Origin of the sequence: Segetibacter koreensis DSM 18137 (assembly GCF_000374045.1) — a bacterium.
Taxonomy (GTDB): Bacteria; Bacteroidota; Bacteroidia; order Chitinophagales; family Chitinophagaceae; genus Segetibacter; species Segetibacter koreensis.
In genome coordinates, this window is record NZ_KB893330.1 from 63,788 (window position 1) to 89,845 (window position 26,058).

General features: G+C 37.0%; 26 protein-coding genes and 1 tRNA gene. 9 read left to right on the forward strand and 18 right to left on the reverse strand.

Annotated features, from left to right (window positions below):
* Nucleotides 1-75 precede the first annotated feature (75 nt).
* The 5 genes from B154_RS0114780 to B154_RS0114805 form a co-directional block, all read right to left on the reverse strand.
* Nucleotides 76-927 (reverse strand): oxidoreductase, encoded by an 852-nt coding sequence (locus B154_RS0114780; protein WP_018615035.1) that lies wholly within the window; start codon nucleotides 925-927, stop codon nucleotides 76-78.
* 229 nt (nucleotides 928-1,156) lie between these two features.
* Entirely contained in the window at nucleotides 1,157-2,251 is a 1,095-nt protein-coding gene (locus tag B154_RS0114785; protein ID WP_018615036.1) for an alkene reductase, read from the reverse strand.
* Nucleotides 2,252-2,470: 219 nt separating this feature from the next.
* Nucleotides 2,471-3,163 (reverse strand): DsbA family oxidoreductase, encoded by a 693-nt coding sequence (locus B154_RS0114795; protein ID WP_018615038.1) that lies wholly within the window; start codon nucleotides 3,161-3,163, stop codon nucleotides 2,471-2,473.
* 30 nt (nucleotides 3,164-3,193) lie between these two features.
* Entirely contained in the window at nucleotides 3,194-3,757 is a 564-nt protein-coding gene (locus B154_RS28675; protein WP_018615039.1) for a DsbA family protein, read from the reverse strand.
* Nucleotides 3,758-3,775: 18 nt separating this feature from the next.
* On the reverse strand, nucleotides 3,776-4,405 hold the full coding sequence (locus B154_RS0114805; RefSeq protein ID WP_018615040.1) for a nitroreductase family protein: 630 nt from the start codon (nucleotides 4,403-4,405) through the stop codon (nucleotides 3,776-3,778).
* A 114-nt stretch (nucleotides 4,406-4,519) separates the two neighbouring features.
* Here B154_RS0114805 and B154_RS0114810 point away from each other — a divergent pair, with 114 nt between their 5' ends.
* On the forward strand, nucleotides 4,520-4,927 hold the full coding sequence (locus B154_RS0114810) for a winged helix-turn-helix transcriptional regulator (protein ID WP_018615041.1): 408 nt from the start codon (nucleotides 4,520-4,522) through the stop codon (nucleotides 4,925-4,927).
* A gap of 98 nt (nucleotides 4,928-5,025) precedes the next feature.
* Here the strand turns inward: B154_RS0114810 and B154_RS0114815 are convergent, their stop codons facing one another.
* The 6 genes from B154_RS0114815 to B154_RS0114840 form a co-directional block, all read right to left on the reverse strand.
* The gene (locus tag B154_RS0114815; protein ID WP_026260203.1) at nucleotides 5,026-5,682 is read right to left on the reverse strand and encodes an alpha/beta hydrolase family protein; all 657 of its coding nucleotides are present in this window, start codon (nucleotides 5,680-5,682) and stop codon (nucleotides 5,026-5,028) included.
* 656 nt (nucleotides 5,683-6,338) lie between these two features.
* Nucleotides 6,339-6,788 (reverse strand): DinB family protein, encoded by a 450-nt coding sequence (locus tag B154_RS0114820; RefSeq protein ID WP_018615043.1) that lies wholly within the window; start codon nucleotides 6,786-6,788, stop codon nucleotides 6,339-6,341.
* 87 nt (nucleotides 6,789-6,875) lie between these two features.
* Nucleotides 6,876-8,624: a glycoside hydrolase family 13 protein gene (locus tag B154_RS0114825; RefSeq protein ID WP_018615044.1), complete on the reverse strand. Its 1,749-nt coding sequence runs from the start codon at nucleotides 8,622-8,624 to the stop codon at nucleotides 6,876-6,878.
* A 176-nt stretch (nucleotides 8,625-8,800) separates the two neighbouring features.
* Nucleotides 8,801-9,421: an HAD family hydrolase gene (locus tag B154_RS0114830; RefSeq protein ID WP_018615045.1), complete on the reverse strand. Its 621-nt coding sequence runs from the start codon at nucleotides 9,419-9,421 to the stop codon at nucleotides 8,801-8,803.
* Nucleotides 9,396-9,542 carry a hypothetical protein gene (locus tag B154_RS32440; protein WP_018615046.1) on the reverse strand — a complete coding sequence of 49 codons (147 nt, stop codon included), beginning with the start codon at nucleotides 9,540-9,542 and terminating at the stop codon, nucleotides 9,396-9,398. Before B154_RS32440 ends, B154_RS0114830 begins: the two co-directional genes overlap by 26 nt.
* Nucleotides 9,543-9,698: 156 nt before the next feature.
* Entirely contained in the window at nucleotides 9,699-10,667 is a 969-nt protein-coding gene (locus tag B154_RS0114840) for a phytanoyl-CoA dioxygenase family protein (protein WP_018615047.1), read from the reverse strand.
* Nucleotides 10,668-10,811: 144 nt separating this feature from the next.
* Here B154_RS0114840 and B154_RS0114845 point away from each other — a divergent pair, with 144 nt between their 5' ends.
* A complete protein-coding gene (locus tag B154_RS0114845; RefSeq protein ID WP_018615048.1) occupies nucleotides 10,812-11,651 on the forward strand; it encodes an AraC family transcriptional regulator in 840 nt (279 codons plus the stop codon).
* A gap of 123 nt (nucleotides 11,652-11,774) precedes the next feature.
* Here B154_RS0114845 and B154_RS30775 read toward each other — a convergent pair whose 3' ends face one another.
* On the reverse strand, nucleotides 11,775-15,083 hold the full coding sequence (locus B154_RS30775) for an Ig-like domain-containing protein (protein ID WP_018615049.1): 3,309 nt from the start codon (nucleotides 15,081-15,083) through the stop codon (nucleotides 11,775-11,777).
* Between the two features lie 441 nt (nucleotides 15,084-15,524).
* Nucleotides 15,525-17,573 (reverse strand): Ig-like domain-containing protein, encoded by a 2,049-nt coding sequence (locus tag B154_RS0114855; protein WP_018615050.1) that lies wholly within the window; start codon nucleotides 17,571-17,573, stop codon nucleotides 15,525-15,527.
* 701 nt (nucleotides 17,574-18,274) lie between these two features.
* Here B154_RS0114855 and B154_RS0114860 point away from each other — a divergent pair.
* The 7 genes from B154_RS0114860 (at nucleotide 18,275) to B154_RS0114900 (ending at nucleotide 22,914) form a co-directional block, all read left to right on the forward strand.
* Entirely contained in the window at nucleotides 18,275-18,778 is a 504-nt protein-coding gene (locus B154_RS0114860) for a Kelch repeat-containing protein (protein WP_026260205.1), read from the forward strand.
* Nucleotides 18,763-19,251 carry a Kelch repeat-containing protein gene (locus tag B154_RS0114865; RefSeq protein WP_026260206.1) on the forward strand — a complete coding sequence of 163 codons (489 nt, stop codon included), beginning with the start codon at nucleotides 18,763-18,765 and terminating at the stop codon, nucleotides 19,249-19,251. The genes B154_RS0114860 and B154_RS0114865 overlap by 16 nt, the downstream gene beginning before the upstream one ends.
* Nucleotides 19,239-19,646: a T9SS type A sorting domain-containing protein gene (locus tag B154_RS0114870; protein ID WP_018615051.1), complete on the forward strand. Its 408-nt coding sequence runs from the start codon at nucleotides 19,239-19,241 to the stop codon at nucleotides 19,644-19,646. The genes B154_RS0114865 and B154_RS0114870 overlap by 13 nt, the downstream gene beginning before the upstream one ends.
* Nucleotides 19,647-19,930: 284 nt before the next feature.
* Nucleotides 19,931-21,340, forward strand: coding sequence for an APC family permease (locus tag B154_RS0114875; RefSeq protein WP_018615052.1), 1,410 nt, complete (start codon nucleotides 19,931-19,933; stop codon nucleotides 21,338-21,340).
* 114 nt (nucleotides 21,341-21,454) lie between these two features.
* Nucleotides 21,455-21,967: a Fe-S protein assembly co-chaperone HscB gene (gene hscB, locus B154_RS0114880; protein ID WP_083934968.1), complete on the forward strand. Its 513-nt coding sequence runs from the start codon at nucleotides 21,455-21,457 to the stop codon at nucleotides 21,965-21,967.
* A gap of 80 nt (nucleotides 21,968-22,047) precedes the next feature.
* Nucleotides 22,048-22,131, forward strand: a tRNA-Leu gene (locus B154_RS0114885).
* Nucleotides 22,132-22,518: 387 nt separating this feature from the next.
* Entirely contained in the window at nucleotides 22,519-22,914 is a 396-nt protein-coding gene (locus B154_RS0114900; protein ID WP_281166873.1) for a phage integrase SAM-like domain-containing protein, read from the forward strand.
* A gap of 1 nt (nucleotide 22,915) precedes the next feature.
* Here the strand turns inward: B154_RS0114900 and B154_RS0114905 are convergent, their stop codons facing one another.
* The 5 genes from B154_RS0114905 to B154_RS0114930 form a co-directional block, all read right to left on the reverse strand.
* Nucleotides 22,916-23,149 (reverse strand): hypothetical protein, encoded by a 234-nt coding sequence (locus B154_RS0114905; protein ID WP_018615056.1) that lies wholly within the window; start codon nucleotides 23,147-23,149, stop codon nucleotides 22,916-22,918.
* A gap of 633 nt (nucleotides 23,150-23,782) precedes the next feature.
* Nucleotides 23,783-24,175 (reverse strand): Dabb family protein, encoded by a 393-nt coding sequence (locus B154_RS0114915; RefSeq protein ID WP_018615057.1) that lies wholly within the window; start codon nucleotides 24,173-24,175, stop codon nucleotides 23,783-23,785.
* A gap of 243 nt (nucleotides 24,176-24,418) precedes the next feature.
* Nucleotides 24,419-24,991, reverse strand: a complete 573-nt coding sequence (locus tag B154_RS0114920; RefSeq protein ID WP_018615058.1) for a dihydrofolate reductase family protein — start codon at nucleotides 24,989-24,991, stop codon at nucleotides 24,419-24,421.
* Nucleotides 24,992-25,094: 103 nt separating this feature from the next.
* Nucleotides 25,095-25,322: a hypothetical protein gene (locus B154_RS0114925; RefSeq protein WP_018615059.1), complete on the reverse strand. Its 228-nt coding sequence runs from the start codon at nucleotides 25,320-25,322 to the stop codon at nucleotides 25,095-25,097.
* A gap of 321 nt (nucleotides 25,323-25,643) precedes the next feature.
* A complete protein-coding gene (locus B154_RS0114930; RefSeq protein ID WP_425423115.1) occupies nucleotides 25,644-25,967 on the reverse strand; it encodes a cupin domain-containing protein in 324 nt (107 codons plus the stop codon).
* Nucleotides 25,968-26,058 lie beyond the last annotated feature (91 nt).

Here is a 26,058-nt window from a genome sequence, read left to right on the forward strand (position 1 = left end):
TACGTCAGGACCCCTTTACTTCTAATGCTTTTTTATTACATAAACTTTCGCCGATTGTTTTATTTGCCCAATAATTTATCGTTCTGATTCAGGAAAATCTGCACTAAGGGTAAGCTCTTTCCATGCTGTAAAATTTTCTTTAAGTGCGTCTACTTTTTGTAGCGCCATGTCAAAAGCCGGCCTGCCTAATAATAAACGCAGGTGGGGACTTTGAGATTCGACTGCTTCAATAATGGCTTCACATCCCCTCACAGGATCTCCTTGCTGCTTACCACTACCCTTTTGACTTGCTGCCATGCGTATTCCTACCGTACTTTCATAATCTGCCAGTTGAACAGGTGTACGGGAGGTTGACCGTCCTGCCCAATCTGTCCGGAAAGGTCCTGGTTCAACCAATAATACCTTAATTCCCAGCGGTTCTACTTCTTTAGACAACGATTCAGATAATCCTTCCACTGCGAACTTGGTTGCATGGTAAAAACCAGTTGCGGTAAAGCCTACAAGTCCTCCAATAGAAGAAAAATTAATAATGTGGCCGTGTCGTTGTTTTCGCATTCCAGGTAATACTGCCTGAATTACATTAACTAATCCAAAAAAGTTTGTTTCAAATTGCGCCCTGATTTTCTCTTCTTCACCTTCTTCAATGCTGCTGAAGTAACCATATCCTGCATTATTTACTAAAACGTCAATTTTCCCAAACGTTTCTTCTGCTTTAGCTATCGCAGTTAAAACCTGAGATTTATTGGTCACATCAAGTGATAGTACCAGTGCGTTTTCATATCCTTCTGCAATATCTTTGATTTGGTCTACGTTTCGGGCAGTAACAACTGCATTCCAGCCTCTGCCTAATATCAATTTGGCAAGCTCTCTTCCAAAACCCGTAGAGCAACCAGTTATAAACCAAACAGGACTACTTGTTTTTTCCATGATATTATGTTTAAGATTATTTTTTATACCGTTACATTTCTTCCATATCTCTTTTCTAGCCCTCGTCTGTTAAAACGGTACCTCAATAAAAGGGATTAAGTATTTCATCATAAGTCCAATATTAATTAGATAGAGTACTGCTACAACAACCAGACCTGATGGTTTTGTTGCAGCAGCAAATCCTAAGAACCGGTAAAATTTTTAAATTTGAAAAAATATAGTCAGTTAATTAAGCAGTTAATGCGGGATAATCCAAATAGCCCTTTATTCCTGTTGTATAGAAAGTTTGCTGATCGGGTTTATTTAAAGGGGCACTAATTTCAAACCTCTTCACAAGATCGGGATTGGCAAGAAAAGGAACACCAAAAGCAACCAGGTCAGCATAACCCTCTTCAATTATTTGTGTGCCTGTTTCTTTGTTAAAACCTTTATTGATAATGAGTGTACCATTATACAAGGGTCTGAAGTGTTTCGCTACCTTGCTTACCGCAAACGGCACATCATCAACATTGGTAAAGGGTTCAGTTAAATGAATGTAAGCAAGACTATAATCATTCAAGCGTTTTATAATATATTCAAATGTTGGAATTGTTTGCTCATCCACCATCATACCCATTGCATTGTGCATAGAAGGATTGAAACGAATACCTACGCGATCATAATCAATAACTCCTTTTAAAGCATCTAATGTTTCAAATAAAATGCGCGCACGATTTTCTATACTGCCACCATATTCATCAGTACGACGATTGGAAACACCATTAAAAAATTGGTGAAATAAATAGCCGTTGGCCGCATGTAATTCCACTCCATCGAAACCTGCTTTTACTGCATTAGCGGCGGCATTTTTGAAGTCTTGAACAGTCTGTTTTATTTCTTCAATGCTCATTTCTTTAGGCGTTACGGTGTCAACAAAACCAGCGGTGGTATATGCCTTTGAGTTTGGATTGATAGCTGAAGGCGCGTGCGGCAGCTCCCCGTTGTGTAAGTCAGGGTGTGATAAGCGGCCAGTATGCCACAACTGAGCAAATATTTTTCCTCCATTATCATGAACCGCTTTTGTTACCAGTTTCCATCCTTCAGTTTGAGCCTCACTATAAATACCTGGAACATTGATAAAACCTACTGCTTTTGTGCTTACGAAAGTTCCTTCTGTAATAATTAATCCGGCTGTCGCGCGTTGCGCGTAATATTTCGCCGTTAATGATGTGGCTACATTGCCCTCGTTATTAGAACGGCTGCGGGTCATAGGTGCCATTACCATTCGGTTATTCAACTCTAATCCTGCCAAATTATATGGCGTTAATAAAACTTGCTTTTTCATATTGTTATTTGTCAGGCATATCTGCCTGTTCACATTTATGGTGAATGAATGCTATCAAACTTTTAGTTAGTAAATTTTAATACAGCTTTCAAGGGAACAGAAATTTTTTTTACCCAGAAGGCTGCGACTTTTGGGTTACAATATAGAAGTTGTAATAATGTAATAAGTTTTAAAGCCAGCATTAGTATAGGGCCTAATAACACCGCTGTAAGGATAGGGTTAACAAACGCCATCAATAGTGCAGAAACCCTCACCTTCCTGGCTAGTTAAAGCGGGCTTTTCTTCTTCCCACACCTTATGAAGCACCTCGGAAAACAGTTCGGTTGGTTGTGCTCCCGATACTGCATATTTATCATTAAATACAAAAAATGGTACACCCCGGGCTCCAATCTTTTGTGCTTCATACTGATCTAATTGCACTTCCTTCACAAAAGCCTCACTTTCTAATGTTTGCTTTACTTCTGCTCCATCAAGCCCTATTTCTTCTCCTAGCTGCACAAGTGTATCTATGTCACCTACATTTTTGCCTTCGGTATAATAAGCAGCAAACAGACGTTCTTTGGTTTCGTTCTGCAAGCCCTTTTCCTTAGCCAAATGCAGTAACCGATGTGCATTCAATGTATTATTAATTACAGCCTTATCAAAATTGTATTCAAGTCCTACTTCTTTGGCTATGCCTGCCATTGTATCGTTCATTTTTTTCCCTTCCGCAGCAGAGGTGCCTTTTCTTTTCCCCAGGTATTCATGCACAGACTGCCCGGGTACATATTCCATTTCAGGGTCTAACTGAAAGCTGCGCCATACAATTTCTGACTTATCTCTTCCTTCAAAACCTTCTACTGCTTTTTCAAACTTGCGTTTGCCAATATAACAAAACGGGCAAACGATGTCTGACCATATTTCTACTTTCATTTGTAAATTTTAAAGGCTTGATTTTTTTATTCAAGCAGCACTTTTTACTGCTTTTTGTTTTGTTTTTTCCAGCAGGTTTTGAATATAACTGCTTAAATTTTCAAAACTAGGTTCCTGTTCAAACTTTTTACCATTGATAAAAAAAGCAGGAATATCCGTTACTCCTAATGTAATACCCTCTCTCAAATCATCCTGCACATACATACCATAGTAACCGTTAATTATTTCTTCAAGGAATTTTTTTGATTTCACGCCAACGTCGCGTGCATGCCCTTTCAGGCTAATGACTCCAAGACTATGACGGTTAGCAAAGAGTTCATTATGCATCTCCCAAAATTTACCTTCCTGCCCAGCAGCCAGTGAAGCCTCTGCTGCCTTATGCGCCTTTTGATGAAATTTCAGTATTGGAAAATGACGGAAGATAAATTTCACCTGTTGCGGAAATGCTTCCAATATAGCATTTACTACCACATTTGCTTTAGCACACGCTTCACTTTCATAATCCCCAAACTCCATTAACGTAACAGGTGCATCTTTAACACCTACCACTATTTTGCCGGAAGGAATAACCTCCACTATTTCAGCTTTCTTCATAATTTTTCATCGTAATATTTACTGCACGATGAACAGTTTTTCTTTTTGTCTTCTCACTTTAGGAAGATTTGCGAGCCAATCGTTTTCTGTATCACGATAACCTAAAGGCAATAAAGTAACACTTCGCAATCCTTTTTCGTTCAATCCAAGTAATTTATCCAGAGCTGCTGCATCAAAACCTTCCATTGGAGTAGCATCTACCCGTTCTTCAGCAGCGGCGGCTATAGCTGTACCAAAGGCAATATAAGTTTGCCTTGCTGCCCACTGGTAGTTCTGTTCGGTGTCATTTTTAAGTATAATACCTAGCAAAGAGTTTTTAAAATCATTTAATCCTTCAACAGGCGTCTTGCGTGCTTCTGCTGTGTGCTGTATGTACTCTTCAACCTGGCCCGGAGTAATATCTGCCCAGGCTGCAAATACGAGTAAATGCGAGCTATCTACAATTTGTGATTGATTGTAAGCAACCGGTTGGATCCGTTTTTTAAGATCAGGATCATTAATAACCAAAACAGTATAAGGTTGCAAACCCATAGATGACGGAGTAAGTTGTATAGCCGTTAATATATTATCTATCTTTTGCTGAGGCACTTTTTGACCATTCATTTTCTTTGAAGCATAACGCCATTCGAGCGACTTTATTAATTCCATAACTTTAATTGTATTTCGCAGTATCAGTAATTTAACTTTACTAAGTTACTTTTAGTAACCAAAGGTAAGTAACTTTACATTATTGAAAAAAGAATTAATGTTAAAACAACGAAAATGTCTGTAAACAATAAAGATTGTGAACGAATAGGTAACATTTTATCTGGTCGTTGCAGCCAAAAGAATATTTGCCCGGTTAAAGACATCATGGCTACTTATGGAGATAAATGGTCAATGTACACTATTCTATTATTGGGTCAGCACAAGCGAATGCGTTTTAATGAACTTCGCGCAGGTATTACTGGTATTTCACAACGGATGCTAACCGTAACCCTCCGGTCGCTGGAGGAGGATGGAATTGTTTCCCGCACGCTTTATCCGGAAATACCGCCCCGGGTAGAATATTGCTTAACAGATTTGGGAGAAAGCCTGCTAAAGCAACTATTATCATTAGCCTCCTGGGCTGAAGAAAACTTTGAAGCTATTATGAAGGCAAGAAAAAAATATGAGAAGAAGAACGCTTAACCCTTGCTTGTTTTACTTTTGCTTGAAATGAGGTCAGGCTTTCACCTTTGCTGGTACCCATGGTAAAAAAAATTCCATAATCTTATTTCGCTATAAATTCACTCAATAGCATTTCCTATCCATTTACCTGTTGATTTAGCCAATAACTCCACAGTATTTTGCTTTCCAGCTTTAAATGCGTGGTCGGCTCCTTCTATTTTTATCAATGTAGCGTTAGAAAGTGATGAACACACTGATGTTATCAAGCCTAAAGTAGCCAGTGCATCACGTGTACCTTGTAGAAATAGCATGGGAACTTTTACATTTTTTAAATGATCGGCTCTTTCCACGGAGGGTTTGCCTAGAGGATGCAACGGAAAGCCGTAAAAAATTATTCCTCTAACTAAAGAGTGAGGATGAATTGATAAATACTGTGACGTCATCCTGCCACCAAAGGATTTGCCTGATACGAAAAGGGGCAGTAATGGAAACAATTCACGGGCATGAAAGATAGCTGCTTCTATTGTTTTGTGAGCGACCGCAGGCACGTCAGGTCTTCTTTTTTTGTGTTCAATAAATGGAAAATTAAAACGAAGTGTAGCGATGCCAATTTCTGCAAGTGTTTTTGCCAGCGATACCATGAAAGGATGATTCATGCCTGCTCCTGCCCCATGTGCTAAAGTCATTATGCAATTACTCTTTTCGGGAATGATATACTCAGCTGAGACCGACCCGACATCGGGTGAAACGATAAGGGATAGAGATTCGGTTTTCATTCTGCACTTTGTTTTATAAAAGATGTGAAAATAGAACTTGTAGCTATTACTTTCACACAAGTCACTCTTCCTACTACTCTTCTAAACTTACTAAAAAATAATACGTCTATAACACCTCCGTTTATCACCTATACTTACCTTTTTCTTCTTGTTCCCTGTACCCGAACTGGTATTTTATTTTGTTGTATCGCGTATCTCTAAAGCGTTTGTGAATTACTAGCATTTGAAGAAGTTAATCTTCGCGACTTATGTACTATTTTCCTCTAAATGTGTGAATGACTGGTCACTCTTTGTTACCTATTACGTTATGCTTATTTTCACGTTTGAACAGCAACTTGACTTTTTTCCAATGGAAAAAAGACGTCATAAAAAAGGCATTCAAAGTCGCATTAAAAATATGATATGTCAACGATCGTGATCGTAAAAAGAATATGCTGTCGCCGACCAGCGAGCCTATAAACCAAACAATCCAGGTTATTAGAAATGAAACACAAGGTGCTGTGTAGGTGTTAAATTTTTATACCAAATCTTAAGGCGCATAAGCATTTAATAATTTTTTTTTTGATTGACTGGAGATTTTGTGCTTAATATAATCTCATCATATAACATTTACCTTTGATTTTTGCACAAAATGGATTTATATTTTTATTAGCCTTTTAGCTGCCATATTTTAGAATAATCCCTATTTGTCCCGCATGCCATGCTGTATGAGTAACAATTCTACCTAATGATTCCGCGAGCGTTTTTGTGCCAAATTCTTTTGTAGTAATGTTTTGTATCCATGCTTCTTCTTTCATTTTCACGATAGCCTGCTGCAATATTGTTGCAGACCCTTTTACATAATCTTTCAATTCATTCAGGTTTGTCCATTCCCCCGTATCTTTTTGAGCAATTACCGTTTTTGCATGAACGGAAACTTCATTTAAATGAAACACATTTTTCGCAAACAACAATTCCACATCACCGATATGCCGGATAAGAAACCCTATGCTGTTAGGCGAAGGCAAAAGTTTTTTTGGCAAATCATTTTCCGTTACCACATCCAAAAGTTTGGTAAAACGGGTTCGGCCTTCTGCCCAAAGAGCCAATAAATTATTTGTGGTCATATATTTAAAATTAGTAACTACTACTTGCTGAGCTCAAGCATAGCTCGCGTACTTACTTTACCATATTGGTAGCACGCACTTTTTTCTTTATGGTAATTGATAAATTACGGCCTCAAAAGGTCGTAATTTAATCATTGCTTTTTCTCCTTTTTGCACAGGTGCCTCTTGATAATTAGATAAAAGAATCTTTGCCTTTTCAGTATTCAGTCCAACTTTTGCGATGGCATTTGCACCTGTAAAGTTTAAAGCTATCAGCATCTTTTTCCCTTCCCCTTCTCTTGTATAAGCATACACTTTTGGATTGTCCTTATCTAAGAGTGTGTACTTCCCGTAAATCAATGTCGGGTTTTGCTTTCGTAACCGGACCACCTTTTTAAAATAGTTTAATACAGAATTAGAATCTTTTTCCTGTGCTTCTGCATTTATAGTTTTATAATTTGCATTTACTTTTATCCAAGGTGTGCCGCTTGTAAAACCTGCATTGGTTGTATTATCCCATTGGAAGGGAGTTCTGCCATTATCCCTGCATTCAAATTTTATCCGCTCCAGAAATTGATGTATGTCTCCACCAATATCTTTTTGATGCTGGTATTCATTAAGTGTTGGCATATCCCTGTAGTCTTCAATTTTTTCAAATCCAGCATTGGTCATGCCCAATTCATCTCCATTGTAATAATACGGCGTACCACGCATAGTCATAATAAAGGTTGTAAGCATTTTCGAAGACAAATCTCTGAAGGCAGGACTGTCATTTCCAAACCTGCTAACTAATCTTGCCTGGTCATGATTGGCAAGAAAAATTGACAACCATCCTTTCTCTGCAAAAGCGCTGTCCCATCGGCTGAATACTTCTTTAAAATGCAAAAGGCTGTATCCTTCTGGCTTTGCAACATCAACACCTTCAAAGGCATACGCCATATTTAATTCTTTACGTTCCGCATCTACCAGGTTGTGCGCATCTTCAAATGTATTTCCTGCACCTTCCGCCACGCTCATTACATCATATTTACTAAACACTTGCTGGTTCATTTCCTTCAGGTAATCGTGTAAGTGTGGGCCCATGGCATAATACTTTACGAAGTTTTTTTCGTAACCTGCTGGAAAAGCTGGAAAAGTGGTGTCTTTTGCTGCAAATTGAAAAGCATCGAGCCTAAAACCATCAATACCTTTATCTGCCCAGAACTTCATAATATCATACACTTCTTTGCGCACCTGTGGATTTTCCCAGTTTAAGTCTGGCTGCTTTCGCGAAAAATAATGCAGGTAATAGGCCCTGGTCATAGAATCGTACTTCCAGGCATCGTGATTTACATCGAATAAACTATATCTCGGAGCTGGCTTTCCCCTTTCCGCGTTCCACCAGTGGTAATAATTCCGGTAAGGACTGGTTCTTGAACTCCTTGAATGCTTAAACCATTCATGCTCATCGCTACTATGGTTAACCACCAAATCCATAACCAGCTTTATGTTACGTTGATGCATGCCCTTCAGCATTGAATCAAAATCTTCCATAGTTCCAAATTCCTTCATAATATTTCGATAATCGCTGATGTCATAACCGTTATCATCATTAGGGGAAGAATAAATTGGATTAAGCCAGACAGCATCGATACCGAGACTTTTTATATAATCTAATTTGGAGATAATGCCTTTTAAGTCTCCAACACCATCACCGTCGCTGTCCTTAAAACTTCTGGGATATATTTGATATACAACAGCTTCTTTCCACCATTTTTTGTCTCGCTCGTTATTCTGGGCCGGTACATCAAGAGATATTAATAAAGTTGCCAACATAAAGAAAAACCATTTTACCAGGTTTCTATTTACAGCTTCCATATAACTTTATTTATGTTGAAAATCAGCGCGATTATTAAACATTATTATAGCAAATAATCCTTTTGCTATATTGTTTGAAGATAATACTTTTTAAGAGAGTTATATGTTGAATATAAAACTAATTGTACAAGGGAGTGACACAACGATGTCTAATAAAGGTACAGAAGTTGGTTACACTAAAAAAAGACCCTTAATTCTTTAAAATCTACAATCTTCTTAACCGAAGTAGTGGCTGGTTGATAATTATTTTTATCATAAAGTACCGCTTCAATTCCCAATTCCTTTGCAGCTTTTATTTCTGAATGTGGGTCATCTCCTACCACTAACACTTCTGAAAAATTATATTTATTTCTTTTCAAGACGTCTGCAAATACATCCTTTTTTGTTTTACCTGATGTTGCGGGGTCAACAATATGAATTTCTTTAAAGTCTTTTTCTATTCCCATTCGCTCTATCTTGCTTTGTTGCAATTTTAAAAAACCTGTAGTAACTAAAAACTTTTCTGCAGGCAAATGCTTTACTTCCTGGTAATCGCTAAATGGCTTGATTGGTCCCCGGTATGTCAGGTTCTTCAGCAAATCAATACCTTTTTGTGTTAGCTCGTCACTGAAGCTGTAATGGGCCGCGACAACCTGGAAAGGCTTTCTCATAATATCATCTTTAATAGCGTCAATATCGTTGTCATGCTTGCCACTTTCTATTATAAGTTGAAATAAAGTTGCAAACAACTTATCTCCTATTGAATGGACGGAATAAATGGTGTTATCTAAATCAAAAATGATTGCCTTCTTTGACATTTTTTAGTTTATAATTCTTTCCCTGGTTGTTATTATTTTGTAAGGTCAATTTTTCATCTGCAAATTGTTTATTATCGTTGCTAAGGTGAAAGCTCACTTCGTCTTTTAATAAAGCAGTCATTTTGTTTTTACAAGTGAGACACCGATTACTGCAATCAATGCCGGATTTACTCCTAATAACGTTTACGCACATATAAGCAGGTTTACAAGTTATAAGCAGCAACAGTTATTACCATTGCTGTTCATTAAATTTTATTTTTTATAAAAAAGATGCATTTTACCACTTATCTAGCCCGAGCAATTTTCTGCCTAAAGGTGATAATTCTGCTGTTTTATATTTTGTTTGTTCCCAGCCTCTGGGGTCACCGGGAAAAGCATAGCCTTCCGGAGCCCGTCTTTCTTTCCAGGATGCAATTCTCCATTGACGCAGCTCTTCATTTTCTTCCTCTGTCGGCATCATAGAAATATATTGAGCCAGACGCACTTTATCACCACTTTTGTTTGGCCTGATACCATGAGGTTGTGTGCTGTTGAATATTAATAAATCTCCTGCATTCATTTTTACTTTCACTATTTCAAATCCTGTTACATCTGGTTTAAAATGGTCGCGATTTTCAGGTTGTGTCAATTTCCAGGTATCGTATGTTCTGTATAATTCAGGTACACATTGAAAACCGCCCATGTTTTCATCATTTTGGTCTGCAAGCGCCAACACACCTTGTACATTTTGGGGCTTTGTTTCGGGGTCATAATCCCAGTGAATAAATCCTTTGTATTCATACCCGGGACGTATAGGCAGATTTAGGTTTGCCCTGTCAATGGTTACCCATAACTTTTCTGTCCCCCATATATCAGTAAAGGCCTGGTGTACTTTTGGATACTGGCGGTTATCCCACAAGTATTGATGATTGTACACTTCGACCATTCCGGTATTAGTTAATTCTTTCATTTTCATTTCTGCCCTGGGCGGCGCATACCATGTTTCAGGATTGTTGGGGTCTTTATCTTCAAACTCCCAAAGAAAGTCAGCCAACCGTTTCACCTGCTCTTTTGGAACAGCATCTTTGATAACTATGTAGCCATTTGTAATCCAGAATTGCCAGTCTTCTTCAGATAATACCTCAAGCGGTTTTCCATTGCTTCGGTCATTCAGTTTCACTTTGCTGCTTTTTGCAGTAGAAGGATTGCCAGGAATGTCTTTGTGTGCATTTGTCAGAGGCATGGCAGGTGCCATTGTCTTTTCCATATAACAATTTTATTTGTAATTTAATAAAGCAAAGTTCATAATTGGCCGAGGCCTCTCTGTTATCAATAATGACCAATATTTGCTCTGTATTGACATTTTTACTCCTTTTTCTTCTTAAATTGTATTTTTATAGAAAATGATGCAGTGAAAATTAAAAAGGAAATAGTACTGCCCGACCCCGGACAATCTTTCAAACTCTTTACTCCCAGACTAAAAAATTATTTTTTCTGGCATTACCATCCCGAATATGAATTGGTGTATGTTGAAGCAATAAATGGAATACGACACGTAGGTCAAAATATATCAAGTTTTATGGGAAGTGATTTGGTACTTATAGGACCAAATGTTCCTCATTTAAATTTTGATTACGGGCTAAAAACCGAGTACCGGCAAATTGTAGTGCAGCTAAAGGAGAACTTTTTAGGAGATGCTTTTAAGGAAACTCCGGAATTTGAAGCAATACAACACCTTTTTGAGAAAGCATATCTTGGATTATCATTTAGTGGTGAAACGAAAATGGAAGTAGTAAAAAAGCTAAAGGATATGCAAGACTTAAGTCATTTTGAACAATTATTGTGCTTATTAGAAATATTTCAGATAATGGCAACTTCTGACGAAGTAATTCGGTTGAATGAGCAGGACACCAGTATAAAGTTGTTTTTGAATGACAAAATAAGAATGGGCTCTATATACAAATACATTCACGCAAACTATAACGAAACGCCAGACGTCAATAAAGTTGCTTTAAGTGTTCATTTAAGTACAGCTGCATTTTGCCGTTATTTTAAAAAGCAAACCAATATGACTTTTACTGATTTTGTTAACCAATACAGAATTACCCAGGCAAAAACGTTGCTTTTGCAGGAGATAAGTGTTTCAGAAGCTTGCTATGAAGTAGGCTTTGAAAGTCTTTCTTATTTTAATAAACTATTTAAAAAAATAACAGGCGAAAATCCATCTGTTTTTAAGAAAAGATATTCGTAAAAGTTTAAGCTAAAACCCTCTTTATATAACTTTCTACTGTGTATCACCGGCTTACAATTCTTCAGCAATGTGCATTTATATTAATAGCAAGAAAATTTACCTGGTTTAAAAGCTATAGTATGCTTACAACTTTACTATTTTCTTACAAATGACCATATCTCCGCTCATAATCTTTATAGTGTACACCCCGCGTTGCAGCGATGAGACATCCAATAAAATTTTTTGATTTAGAATATTTGATGAGACATTTTTTATTACAATTCCTGAAGCAGATATTACAGATATTGTTACCCGATTATTACTTTGAAAAGTATTTGCAGAAATGAGCAGCGTCTTATTTACAGGATTAGGACTAAGCTTCACACCTAAGATTTTATTTACATCAGTTTGTTTTATCGAAGTCGGTTTGCTTTCTACAACGCCATGGGTCGGGTCAGCAACGGTTACTATAACAGGAAGAGATGTTGTTGAAAGGCCTTTGTCATCAGTAGCTTTTGCGGTAAGGGTATATGTGCCAGGTTGCACCTCCATCCAGTCGTAAGTATATGGATAAATGTATTCTGTTTTTATCAACATTGTTCCATTAAAAAACTCCACTTTGCTTATTTTATCATTTGCATCTCTTGTTTTGGCTTTTAAGTGAATGGTCGCCGGCGATGTATAAGTTGTACCACCAACCGGATTTACAATACTTACAACTGGCGGAACATTTTCTTCTACTACAGATATATTGATACTATTAGATGTAGTTACATTGCCACTGTTATCAAAAGCTTTAGCGGTAAGTGTATAATTCCCGACATGTACATCCTTCCATAAGAAACCATATGAAGACATATTTTCTGTATGCAACAAAGCCTTGCCATTGTAAAACTCTACCTTAATTATTCTGCCATCTTTGTCAGTTGCCATAACATTGAGTTTAATTCTTGCAGGGCTGGCATACTTTACAATGCCATCTAAAACTGAGAGATGTACAATTGGAGCTACATTACTTACACCTGTAAGATTATAAGCTGCAATTATATTATTGCCGGTTACATAAAGCGTATTATTAAATATCACAGAAGCATCAGCGCGCTCATAACTACCAAAGTCAGTTGTCAACTTTCCATTTAAACCAAAACCACTATCTAACGACCCATTACTATTGTACCTGGCAATTGCAATGTCATTCCCTTTTAATTCCTTACCATTATAACTTGATCCTGCAACAACTATTTTTCCATCTGCCTCGATTCTTACGGTCCTTATGCCATCATTGTAACCGAAATCTGTAGTTAATTTTCCATTATTACCAAATTTATTATCTAAGGATCCGTCACTGTTATACCTGGCAAGCGAAAAGTTATAATCCTCATCGCTTATATAAATACTGCCTCCTACTATAATCTTTCCATCGTTTTGAATGGCAACTGAGTTAACATAATCATTTGTAGAAGCAAAGTCAGTAGTTTGTTTTCCATCATTACCAAAGGTCTTATCCAGCCTTCCATCCTGGTTATACCTTGCAACAGCAAAATCAAGGTTACTATTAATAACTGCATGACCTGCTATTACTATTTTATGATTTCGTTGAAGAGCTATTGAGAAGGCAACATCAAAATCAGAACCAAAGGATGTTGTTTGTTTTCCATTAATACCGAAAGTATTATCAAGGCTGCCATCAGTATTATAACGAGCGACTGCAAAACTTGTATTCCACACGGTATCTGTAACAGCGCCCGCTACCAGTATTTTTCCATCATCCTGAATCGTTAGTGAAGAAGTACTTGCGAACAGGTAACTCTTACCAAAGTTTGTAATTTGTTTTCCATCACCGCTAAATGTGCTGTCGGGGTTTCCATCGATATTGTACCTGGCAATAGCAAAATAGCTGTTATCAGAATTGGGATAGCCGGTATGAAAAACAGTACCTGCTACAACTATTTTTCCATCATTTTGAAGAGCTAACGAACTTAAAATAGAGTAGCTATACCCAAAATCTGTAATTTGTTTACCATCGCCGCTAAATGTTTCGTCCGGGCTTCCATCCATAGTGTGCCGGGAAATGAAAAAGTTTTCACGACTGAGGCTGTCAAAACTGACGCCTGCTACCACTTTCTTTCCATCACTTTGAACTGCGATACTATTTAAAGACCCTATCCCCACAGGAACATATCCAACTTCTTTTCCGCCTCTATAAAAACTTTTATCCAAAGACCCATCGCTGTTATATCTGGCAAGGGCAAAGTCCCAGTTGTTTGTGCCGGTCGTTCCGCCTGCAACAATTATTTTTCCATTACTTTCTACTGCCACAGAATTCGCAAAATCATTAAATCCAAAATCAGTAGTAAGTTTTCCATCTTCATTAAAACTACTATCTAAAGTACCATCTTTGTTATATCGCATGAGAGCAAAGTCCCGGCTATTTTCAGGACGATCTCCTCCCGTTGATCCTGTAATAAGAATTTTTCCGTCTCTCTGAAAGGCAACAGAAGAAGGGAAAAGGCCATTTTCAAAACTTACCTGGTGAGACGCATTTTTATTAAAACTGAGATCAACTGAACCATCGATTTTATAACGTGTAAGAGCAATGCCAATTCCGCCGGTACTTACCTCCATTATTTTTCCATCATTTTGCATTGACAGAACTCCTCCGGAAATAATTTTTTTACCTTTTTTTCCAAATCTAAGGTCCGTTGTGCCGTTGATGTTTAATCGCATTAAAATAAACTCAGTACTTCCGTCTTCAGGATCACATCTATCACAAATAAGGGGTATAAAAATGGAAGCTCCAACAATAAGTTTACCGCCCCTTTGTACTCCAATAAAATAAATTTTATCCGGACCACCATTAAAATCAAGGGTTAATTTGCCATCAAGATTAAAAGTAACATCAGGGGAGCCATCGCTATTATAACGCGCAACAATAAAATGATCGTTTCCTCCTGCTACTACAATCTTTCCATTGTTTTCTACAGCGATACAAGTAATCTCAAAGCTGGTGTTTTCCCTCCCATCATTACTGAAAGTACTATCCGGGCTTCCATCGGCATTATAACGGGCAAGGTTGTAACTATCACTGCTATTACTGTTATTTGAGGTACCGGCCACTATAATTTTACCGTTAATTTGTTCCGCTACTTTTGTTATTTGCATATAAGTAATAAATAAATAACCTTCTTTGCCGAAACCGCGATCTAACGTTCCATCAGAACGAAAGCGAGATAACGCATTAGGCCCACCATTCAATCCACCTATTACCAAAAGATAACAACCATTTTTTTGTGGCAAGATTTGCAATGCACTTTCATAATAATAATTAATTTTTATAAAATCTTCATTTACCCAACCTTTTCCTCCAAATGAAGAGTCAAGTTTTCCCGGCTGAGAATAGACAATGTGCAGACAACAACTACATAGGGTAATTAGTAAAATAAAGTTTTTCATATATTAAGAATATTATTAGTTTAAAGAGCGGATTGGAAGTTGTACACAGAAGTGCAGACTCGGAATCAAGCAACGACACAGCATTGCTAATAGCAATTTCATAAATTGAATAATGAGTTGTTTAAAACGTCAAATAAAAATGAGGATTGGAGGAATGGAACTGTTTCTATCTCATTATATATTATAAATCAAGATAGCACTATTAAAGATAGATCATTATATTTTGAAATGCAATAGCAATTTTTGGTTTCAATTATCGACTTGTGCACGCTGCAGACAAACTTATTGTTACTCTTTTTCCTTTACATTTTTTACAATAAAAATAAAAAGAGCCATTACTTTTTTGTATTGTATGGCTCTTGGTTACATTTATGTATTCGACACCTTTGCGTAATGCTCGGTAAGGCTTACGCGTTTATAAACGGGTGAACTTTACCAGACTTACAATTTTATAAATTGCTTATACACCGTTTTATCTCCATTTATAATTTTAATAGTATAAACTCCGCTATGCAATGAAGAAACATCAAGAAGAATATTATTTGAAGCATTTGTATGGATAGTTTTCTCTGCAACTCCTGCGATGGAAATAATAGAAATTGTTGTAGACGTATTTTGCCGCAAGCCATTTGTAAAAATCTGCAAAGAATTGCTTGTCGGGTTAGGAGTCAGTTTCAAACTCACAGGATAATTTATATTGGTATTTTCAAGAGGCCGGCTATTTACAATTGTTGCATTTGCGACTGTTATGGTTACAGGTGCAGATGTTGCTGAAAGGCCTTTATCATCTGTAGCAATAGCAGTTATTGTATAGGCCCCAGGTTCAATGTTTGTCCATGAGTAAGTATATGGGTATATATATTCTGCTCTTAGCAATGTTTTTCCATTATAAAATTCTACTTTGCTTATTCTGTCATTTGCATCTTTTGCGTTAGCCTCCAAATGAATGGTAGCGGGTCCGGCATATGTTGTATCAGTTACCGGGTTTACAATACTTACAACAGGGGGTACATTTTGGTCAACTACTGACACCGTTATATTGTTTGATGTAGCTACATTACCACTTTTATTGTAGGCTTTAGCGGTAAGTATATAATTTCCAACTGGTACATCCTCCCAAAGAAAACCGTAAGGAAATTCAGTTTCAGTATGTAGTAAGGTAGTGCCATTATAAAACCGCACTTTGGTTACAGTGCTATTTTTATCTGTCGCAAGATCATTGAGTTTGATTCTTGCAGGCGAAGCATATTTGATAATATTGCCGGGAATGCTTAGGCTTACATTCAGAGTTTGATTACTATTTTCATTGTTAAGTAAATAACGGGCAAAAAGACCATAAGTGGGCACTAAATCTTCGTAAGGAGGATTTGAAAGTATCTTACCAATATAACCAACAACGTATAATTTGTCATCTAAAGAATCATAAGCGACAGAGTTCAAAATAGATACGTCACTCGCGTCTTCACTTACTGATGTTTTCAGTACTCCCTTATTACCAAAAGTTTCATCTACACTTCCATCTGCTTTAAACCGGGCAAAGGCAAACCTTTCAGCTACGTAACCTGCAATTATTATTTTTCCATTGTTTTCAATAACAACTGATTTGGCCGTAGTAGTTGGCCCAAAAAAATCTCCGAAATTTGCTCTTTGTTTTACATCGAGACTACCATCGGTATTATACCGAACAAGAGAAAAACTAAACTCAGGGTTATACTGTCTCTCCGTACCTCCCCAACTTCCACCCGCTACAACAATTTTTCCATCGTTTTGTATTGTTACTGAGCTTACCTTATCATCGGCGTTATCAGTAAAAAACTCATGTTCATAATAAAAGTTAGTGGTTTGTATTCCGTCATTCGAGAAACTGGTATCCAGGCTGCCATCGCTATTACAGCGCACAACCGCAAAATCATTAAGGCTTAACGCATTAAAAATAGTGCCTGCTACTACAATCTTATTATCTTTTTGAACGGCTATTGAAGCTACTGCAACGCCGGTGGACTTAATTCCATTTCCATTAAACGTATTATCCAAACTTCCATCTTTATTGTAGCGGGCAACCGCAGCACCACCAACCACAATTTTTCCATTAGGCTGGATAGCCATTGAAGTAATATTGAAATCAGAAGTTTGCTTACCATCTCCTGAAAAAGTATTGTCAAGACTGCCATCTGTATTATAGCGCGCAATGGCAGAGCCGGCAACCACTATTCTTCCATCGCTTTGAATAGCTATTGAAGTAATATTAAAATCCACCTTATGGTTTTTAAAAGTATTGTCAATACTTCCATCGGCATTATAGCGGTCAAAAGCCAATCCTGCTACAACTATTTTTCCATCACTTTGAATTGCAGTGCACGAAAAAGAGTTTGTATCAATCTTAACCATTCCGTTGTTTGCAAAAGTAGAGTCAAGCTGACCAGTGTGTTGGGAGTAGGTGATTGCAGATAAAGAAAAAAACAAAAAAATAAGTAAAATAATCTTTTTCATATGGTTAGTGTTAAACCGTAAACTGTATATTAAGTTTGTACAACAGCTTAATCCTTACGATTGCGATCGTGTTATGAAGATAACTCTACCTGTTGTTTGCTGATAACCTCAATAGTATTTGTTCACGAACAAAGCAGGCACTTTTCGTATTAAATATAGAAGACTGGAAAGAAAATTAGCCACTATTATCTGTAATAATGCACTCAAGATTATTCTAAAAATAGCAATATCTAAAATTATATTTTATTTATTAAAATGCAAGAAAATAAGAGAATTTTTTGTTGTAGTATATTCCTTTTGAAACTTTAGTACATTATTATCCGGTACCAGGGTTATTATTATTAGCCTATCTCAAGCAAAAAAATAACAGTTTTTCTGAAATTAGTAGAAGTTAAAAAACGCTTACTTACTATTTATAAAATTTTTTTTGATTATCGAACATTTGTTGATTAAGTCTTCAATTCATAACCTTTTATATTAATTATGGCTAAAACCATTTTCCAACCCTTTAAAAAAAAGTACTAAGAAGATTTTACCCGGAGATTAAAGTAAAAGAAGCAGTATTTAGTTCTCTGTTTTTGCAATCAATCCTTATAATAGTCTGTTGTTTCTTAAAATAGTCTAATTTTTTTTAATAATGGTATAGGCTTTGTTTTAACATTATTTCTGTAAAAATTAAAAATTACTAAACAAATCTTATTGTGAAAAAATTTTACTACCGATTTTTAGGATATCAATCCGAGGTAGCTCTTAAGTTTGCTTTTACCATTTTCATTCTTACAATTATTTATTTTCCTGTAACAGCACAAAACGGAAACGATAGCATTTCGTGGAGTACAGTTGCAGGCGAACCGGTCGCAACGCATGAAGTACACGGAGAAGTTGTAAAAGGTAAATTATACATTTTTGGTGGCTACGATAAAAATAAGCAACCTACATATACTCCTACCAAACGTTCTTATGTGTATGATCCTGCAGCAGATACCTGGAGTCCTATTGCTGATTTACCACATACTCCGAATGGTGCTGGCTTTGGTGGCATCACGCATGTAGGTCTTGCGACTGACGGAACTGATATTTATTTTGCAGCGGTTACACCTCCAATTCTGATGGTACCGGCCAGTTGTTTGGGACAAAAGAGGCCTGGAAGTACGACGTCTCTACTGATACTTATTCTAAACTTCCTGACTTGCCCGAGCCTTTAGCTGCAGGGCAGCTGCAGTACTTAGGTGGGAAAATACATTATATGGGTGGGGCAAATTTGTTGAGAGAAGATGTAGGAGTTCATTATGCTTTAGATCTGAATAATCTATCTGCGGGTTGGGTTGCGTTAGCTCCGCTTAACAATCCCCGTAATCACCCCGGTTCTGCTGTTTATAATGGAAAAATATATTTTATAGGAGGGGCGCATAACCAGGATGATAATGCTATTACCCAGAAAACTGTAGAGGTGTACCATTCGGACACTGATACCTGGACGGCTGCCGCCGATATGCCTGTAGCACGCGATCATATTTCTTCTTCAGTAGCTGTCATAGGATCGAGGATACTTGTGTTGGGAGGTGAAACGTCTCACAATGTAAGGAGCAAACTTGTCTCTGCTTATTCACCGGCAACTGATAGCTGGACTGAGCTTCCCCCCTTACCTGAGACAAATCTGCGGGCTTGGCTGCAGTAATAGACAGCAACATTTATTATACAGGTGGAAATTTTTCTACCAGAACATATAAAGGAACCCTTGTAAGTAAAGATGTTCTTCTGTCTTCAGAACAAACTGTTGTTCAACCTCAGCAAGGTAGTACGCAAAGAATAAGAAAGCCCATTGTTTATCCTAATCCTGTTCAGGGGAATTTGAATATAAGACTCCCACTTACCTACAAGGGAAATTTTAATTTTATAATTACAGATCAAACAGGACGAAGTTATCATCTTGGCAATAAAAAAATATATCAGGGAGCATCAGAGGCAAATTATGATATTTCAAAACTTTCATTACCGCGAGGTGTGTATTTTTTAAAAATAAGTTCAAATACAAAAAATGATGAAGTTAAATTGGTAATAGGAAACAAGTAATTTATGGTCGGTATTTAGTTTACCATATGGTAAACTTGAAGAAGAGTTATTTTTAAAAGATTTTATTCCAATAATTTAGTATTCCCGCCCAGGAAAAAACAGCCAGCAAACAGGCTGTTTTTTTGTTTATCATGAATTTAACGGAAGAAATACGATTCATCTACAGGAAAACGTATAACATCTGTAGCAGATCAATAAGCATTTTGAAAAATACTTGTCTTAATAACGTACCTGTATTCTCTACTTTCACATTACTTTTATCGAATAAATTTTAGCTAGAGCCTATGAGTACTTCTCAATTAAACAGATCACTGGGACTGCGGTTAGTAATTGTGGTTGTTGTAGGAAATATAATTGGCTCGGGGGTATACAAAAAAGTTGCTCCAATGGCAGCTGAATTACATTCATCAGGATGGGTATTAGTCTGTTGGATTCTTGGCGGCATTATTACTTTATTTGGCGCTTTAAGCAACGCCGAGGTAGCGGGCTTACTTGCCGATACTGGTGGAGAATACGCTTATTATAAAAAAATTTATAATCGCTTTTTTGCTTTTCTTTTTGGTTGGTCTTTATTTGCAGTGATACAAACAGCAGGTATTTCTTCTTTGGCTTACGTTTTTGCACAATCGTTTAACAGCATTGTTTCAGTTCCCCCTTTGCTACCTTCATTAGCAACATTCAGCATAGGCGGCATCTTCTACCCTTTTGCAGATTTTAATGTAAAGCTTACTGCTATTATACTTATAATCATTCTTACCTGGATAAATACCAAAGGTATAAAAACGGGCGCAGGAGTTAGCACGGCTATATTGCTTTTAGTATTTGGCGGCATCTTAATTATAGTTGGGGGAGCTGTCGGCTCGGGACATCTTAATGTAAGCCACAGTTTTGATATGAGTACGACAAATAATTCGCCTGTTACAATTAGTGCGGTATTTACTGCTATGCTTGCCGCTTTCTGGGGTTACCAGGGATGGGCATCTGTAGGTTATGTAGGTGGAGAAATCAAAGATCCTAAAAAGAATATTCCAAAGGGAATTTCGCTCGGCGTATTTATAATTCTAGGGTTATATATGCTGGTAAATGCAACCTACCTGTCCGTATTATCTATACCTGCTCTTGAAGAAATATACCATTCAGGAAACAAGATAGCTGCAGTGGAAGCTGTACGAAGTTTCTGGGGACAAAAAGGCGCTTTATTTATATCTGTTCTTATTCTTATTACAACACTCGGCTGTACCAATGCGACCATATTGGTCAGCTGTCGCACATATTTTGCAATGGCTAGAGAAGGACTGTTTTTTAAAAAGGTTGCTACGTTAAATGATGCTCATACTCCTGCTAATTCATTACTGTTTCAATGTGTATGGGCTTGCTTGCTGGTACTTTCGGGTACTTTCGACCAGCTTACAGATATGATTATTTTTGCCGTTTTTATTTATTACGGAGCTACTACATTAGGTGTTTTTATACTGCGCAGAAAAATGCCCGATGCCCCGCGTCCATATAAGGTATGGGGATATCCTCTTGTGCCTGCTATTGTAATTTTGTTTTGCGCGGTCCTTATAGTCAATACCATTTTTTCCCGTCCGCGTGAGGCAGCAATTGGAGTGGTTCTCATGCTTACAGGAGTGCCAGTGTATATATGGTTTAAGAAAAAAAATAAAGCAATAATAAATAAAGTACAGTACTAATCTATAAAATACGTAACGGAGCAAAAACATCATTTTCATATAATTACTATTTGGATTTTGAAAAGTAAAAGAGGTTAAATTTTACCTTTAGCGCTTCCGGTTACTAAAATTGAAATGATGAACTATTTTGAATTATACAATTTACCTGTTTCTTTTATACCTGATATGCAGCAGGTAAAGCAAAAATTTTATGAGCTTAGCCGGAAGTATCATCCGGATTTTTATACAAACGAAAATGAATTTGAGCAAGCAGACTCCCTTGAAATATCGTCAGAGATAAACAAAGCCTATAAAGTTTTTCAAAATAAAGATGAAACAATCAAATATGTTTTGCAATTGAAAGAATTGTTGGAAGACGAAGAGAAGTACCAGTTGTCCTCAGACTTTTTAATGGAGATGATGGAACTGAATGAGCTGTTAACTGAGTCAAAAATGGGAGAAGATCCGGCAGCAATAGCAGCAATAAAAAAAATAATTGAAAATCAGCAAAAAGATATCTATGCACCGGTAAAGGATATTGTCGAAGGATATGAAGAAGGCAAAACAACAAATAAAGAACTGCTTAAGGTGAAAGAATATTATTTCAAGAAAAAATATCTGAACAGGATTTTGGCTGCTATGATATGATGCATTAATATTGCAGCCCTAATTCAATGTAATCATATTTTCATCATGTGGTTTGTTGAAATAAGAAAGGATGATTTAAAGCCCGGGTGGCGGAATTGGTAGACGCAGCAGACTCAAAATCTGCCGTTCGCAAGGATGTGCTGGTTCGATTCCAGTCCCGGGCACTTTATAACCCTTGTACTTCATTAATTACTATTGATTTACAAGGGTTTATCATTTTAAGTCGTCCGCTTTTTTTCTCTGTTTTCCCGCTTTTCCCGTTTTTTCTGACAAACTTTTGACTACCAGATTGACCCACATTTTTATATATTTGTTTTATGAATGTAAACATAATTCAAAAAGTATCACGGGATAAGCAAAAAGTGTGGTATTCCCTTGAATGGGGAAGATCTACAGGACAAAGAAAATCAACCGGGTATTTACATGGGTGAAGCCGAAAAATCAGGTAGAAAAAATCACAATAAAGAGGCTTTTATCATTCTTCAAAGCAAGCTGTCACAACTTATACTGGCGGTCAAGCAATAAATTCAGGCTACACGCCTCAACATAAAATAAAAACTAATTTTCTAGACTACTATTCTGAATACATCAAATTGAATCGAAAAGCTGGTAATCGACATTTAGAAACTAGTCTTGCTGCTTTTAAAACATATCTAAAAAAGGATTTCATCTCGGCTATTGATATTACAGAAAACTTATGCGAAGGTTTTCGAGACTACCTACTAAAAAAATATAATGGAGAAACTCCTGCTAATTACTTCATGCGTTTTAAAAGGGTTTTAAAAGCCGCAAAAAAAGATGGATACTTTAGAAACAACTCATCAGAAGATGTAGTGGCTAAGTCCAACAAAAACAAACAGATAAAAGAGATTTTGACGGAAGATGATTATATAAAGCTCATGAACATGCCGTCTAAAGAAGCCATTAAGAAGCTCCCTCGGTTATAGTTTAAGCTTCTTTATCGTGTCTCCGTATGTATTCAGTAGGTGCTGCTGACAATATAAGATCAAGCTCTTCCCTTTTGTAGTATCCGTTGTTATTTTTGAAGATGCCATACTCCTCACATTTTTTCGCGAGCTGAGTACGACCCAGGTTACAATAAATCATAGCTTCTTCTGGCGTAAGACAGGGTTCGTAACATATTGCAACCGCCTTCATTACTGCCTTGTCATTATACTTCATCGTATCTCACTCACTTTAAAATTTCTCATCAAATCATCGCTAGGCGTGTTCTTTATTGGGCCAATATTCGTTCAAATTTACTTTCTACTTTTATATATTTCCTGTTCAAAATTTGAACATGATTGAAACGCAATAGGCACTTGTGCCCCTTGTCCTTACTTAGAAAGAGAAAGAATTAGCTTTTAATTCTAAGCGCGAAATCAATAAAGTCTCCTGCCATTGCCTTTTTATAGAAGATTTTATAGAATCTAGTTCAGTGAAGTGTGGTAATAGATTGATGATGTTTTGAAAAACGAGTTTCGCAGTGCGTAGTAGTTATGTTCCCAGCGAAGCCTTTTTTCGATTTTTTCAAGTCGTTCATGCTAAGTGTCAACATATTTATTCGCTGTTCCATTGTTTTATCGTTTTTGTTTGAAAGTATATTATTAATTAAATATTGACATCAGATGTATTTACCAAATCATACAAATGCAGTCTTATATTGTAATGTGATTAGGGTTGCAACTTACGGTTGACCGCTTCTGAAGGCAGGGCAATTGGGTGTTTCGTTTCACTTGCTTGCTGTTGCTCAACAGAAATAGTTTGTTGAAAACACATTTTTCAGATGTTGTGCGTTCGTGCTTGTATGCAGGACTATTTATTAACGAAATAATCGGTAGCACTGACACTTTCAATGTAATCTGCCGCAAGTTTGATATGCGTTTGGTGCTGAGGAGAAGCACCATAGCTTGCTTCATCTTTTTTATTTGCAAAAGCTATCATGTAAATATGTTTAACATGTGATGTATCACGTTCCTCCGAACCAATGCCCCATTCAAAGCCCCTTACCATATTTAATTTTGCAAGATTCTTAAAAGAATTGTCAATCGCTTGCATCTGTTCATCAGACGTTCCTGGCTTAAACGTTACAACCACTATGTGTCTTAGCAAATTTCCGGCCTCACTTTTTCTTTGAGCCCAAACGCTGTTTATTATGCAAAAAATGCTCAATGTGCTAAGTAAGATAGTCCTGTAAAGTAATTTCATACTGTGATGATTAGAAGTGTTTGTTATTATTCCTTAAATCAAAGTTAGGTGCCGTTAATCAAGGCAGAGTGTAATTTAACTCTACAGCTTTATCAGCATTAACGCACAGCGGATAAGGGTTTGTTTGATGCGACTGATTTTTAGCACTAAAGTTCAATAGAACTCCAAATCTTCGTTTTCGCACAAAGTTTCATAGAAGCACTTCAGGCGCGATACCGCCAAACCGATATTAGTAGTTTGTTGTTATTGTCTGTCCGCTGTGTAATTCAGTTCAGTTACCCCGGAAGTAAATTGTCGTATTGTCAATAGATTGAGTTTTATTTTGTCTTTGACGTCTGCAAACAATGGAATGCCCCGCCCAAGAATAATTGGATTAACAAATAGCCAGTAGCCGTCAATTAAGTTCAGTTGAATAAGTGAATGTGTTGCTGTCGGGCTACCGAAAACCAGGATCTCACTCCCTTCCCCTTGTTTTATTTCATTTATTTCGTTTGAAAGGTTGTCGCTGATAATTGTTGTATCCGCCAAACTTGCACCTTTCATTGTTTTTGATAAAACAAGTTTATGAGCCTTGTTATACCACTTTGAATGTTCGACGTCGTGTTTGGATGCTCCAGGTTCGTCTCCAGCATTAGGCCAGTAATTTTGCATCATCTCATAGGTTACTCGTCCATATAATGCAGTATCAGTTTTGCTTATCCGTTCGCCAACATGATCAAAAATTTCTTCATCAACTTTAATCCAGTTCATTTCTCCGTTCGGTCCTGCAACAAAACCATCAAGCGATATGTGCATAAATGAAATTAATTTCCTCATACATTTCTATTTTTTATTGTGTCTATGATTTATTACTGTCGTTTTACAATTGCGACTGACGTTTTACAACGAGCTGCAAGTTAGGCCCAGTTCATGCGTAAGATTAAACGTAGTGATTAGTTTTCATTTCCTGCAACTTTCTTTTTCTTTTCTGCTTGAGGAACCCGTAGATGGTGGACGGATTGTAAGAAATACCTCCTACTACCATGTTCCAGATGATGACCGCCACCTTTTCGGGCTGTGGCGGATATGGCTGCCGCTCTTCCTCTTTGAAAGCAAATGCGCCAAAAGAAGTTGGTAAGATGGATGTCTTTAAGGTTGCCAACGACATTCGCCGTGTTTTAAGGGCAATCTGTGATTTAGCCAAGCCTCTTCAATAAAGAAATAAGGCTTGTCTGACGATTGTATGAATTTCATAAGGTGTCCGATAAGGTGTCCGATAAGGTGGCATACAAAGGCAATTGGCTTTCTGCGTGCTGATATTCTGTGGTTTGTCAGCCCGGAACCAGCTGAGTAAAGTTATTAAAGGTGATGTTGTATTCTGAATGCTAGACTTTTTTAATTCAGCCCGAACTGTAACTGATTATCGATAAGTCGATGAGTATATATTCTTCAACCAGCATAGCAAATAACTCCCTGTTGTGCGTTCGTGCTATTTGCTGGTATTCGGTTCTTTATAAACCATTCCATATTTTTTTTCAGTAATTGCATATTCTTCCTCAGTTTTTTCTTTTACAGGCATTCCTACTAACGTGCCATTCTCTATAAAATATTCTTCAAATCCCGCCGGTGAATACTGAAAAATCATCAGCAGATTTTCTTTCCCGGTATTGTCAAGACCGTGCCATGTCCCTCTTGGAACGAATGCAACATNACCAGTCTTTACTTGAATAGTCTGCTCATCCAAAGTAAGTGTACCTTCACCTTTTTGAATAAAAATAAGTTCATCATTATTCAGATGTTTGTGAATACGCATTTTACGTCCAGGACTTTGATCTTCAGCACAAAATGAAATTCCATCTACGCCATGTTTTGTTTTCGAAATTTTTATAGTTATTGGCACTCTA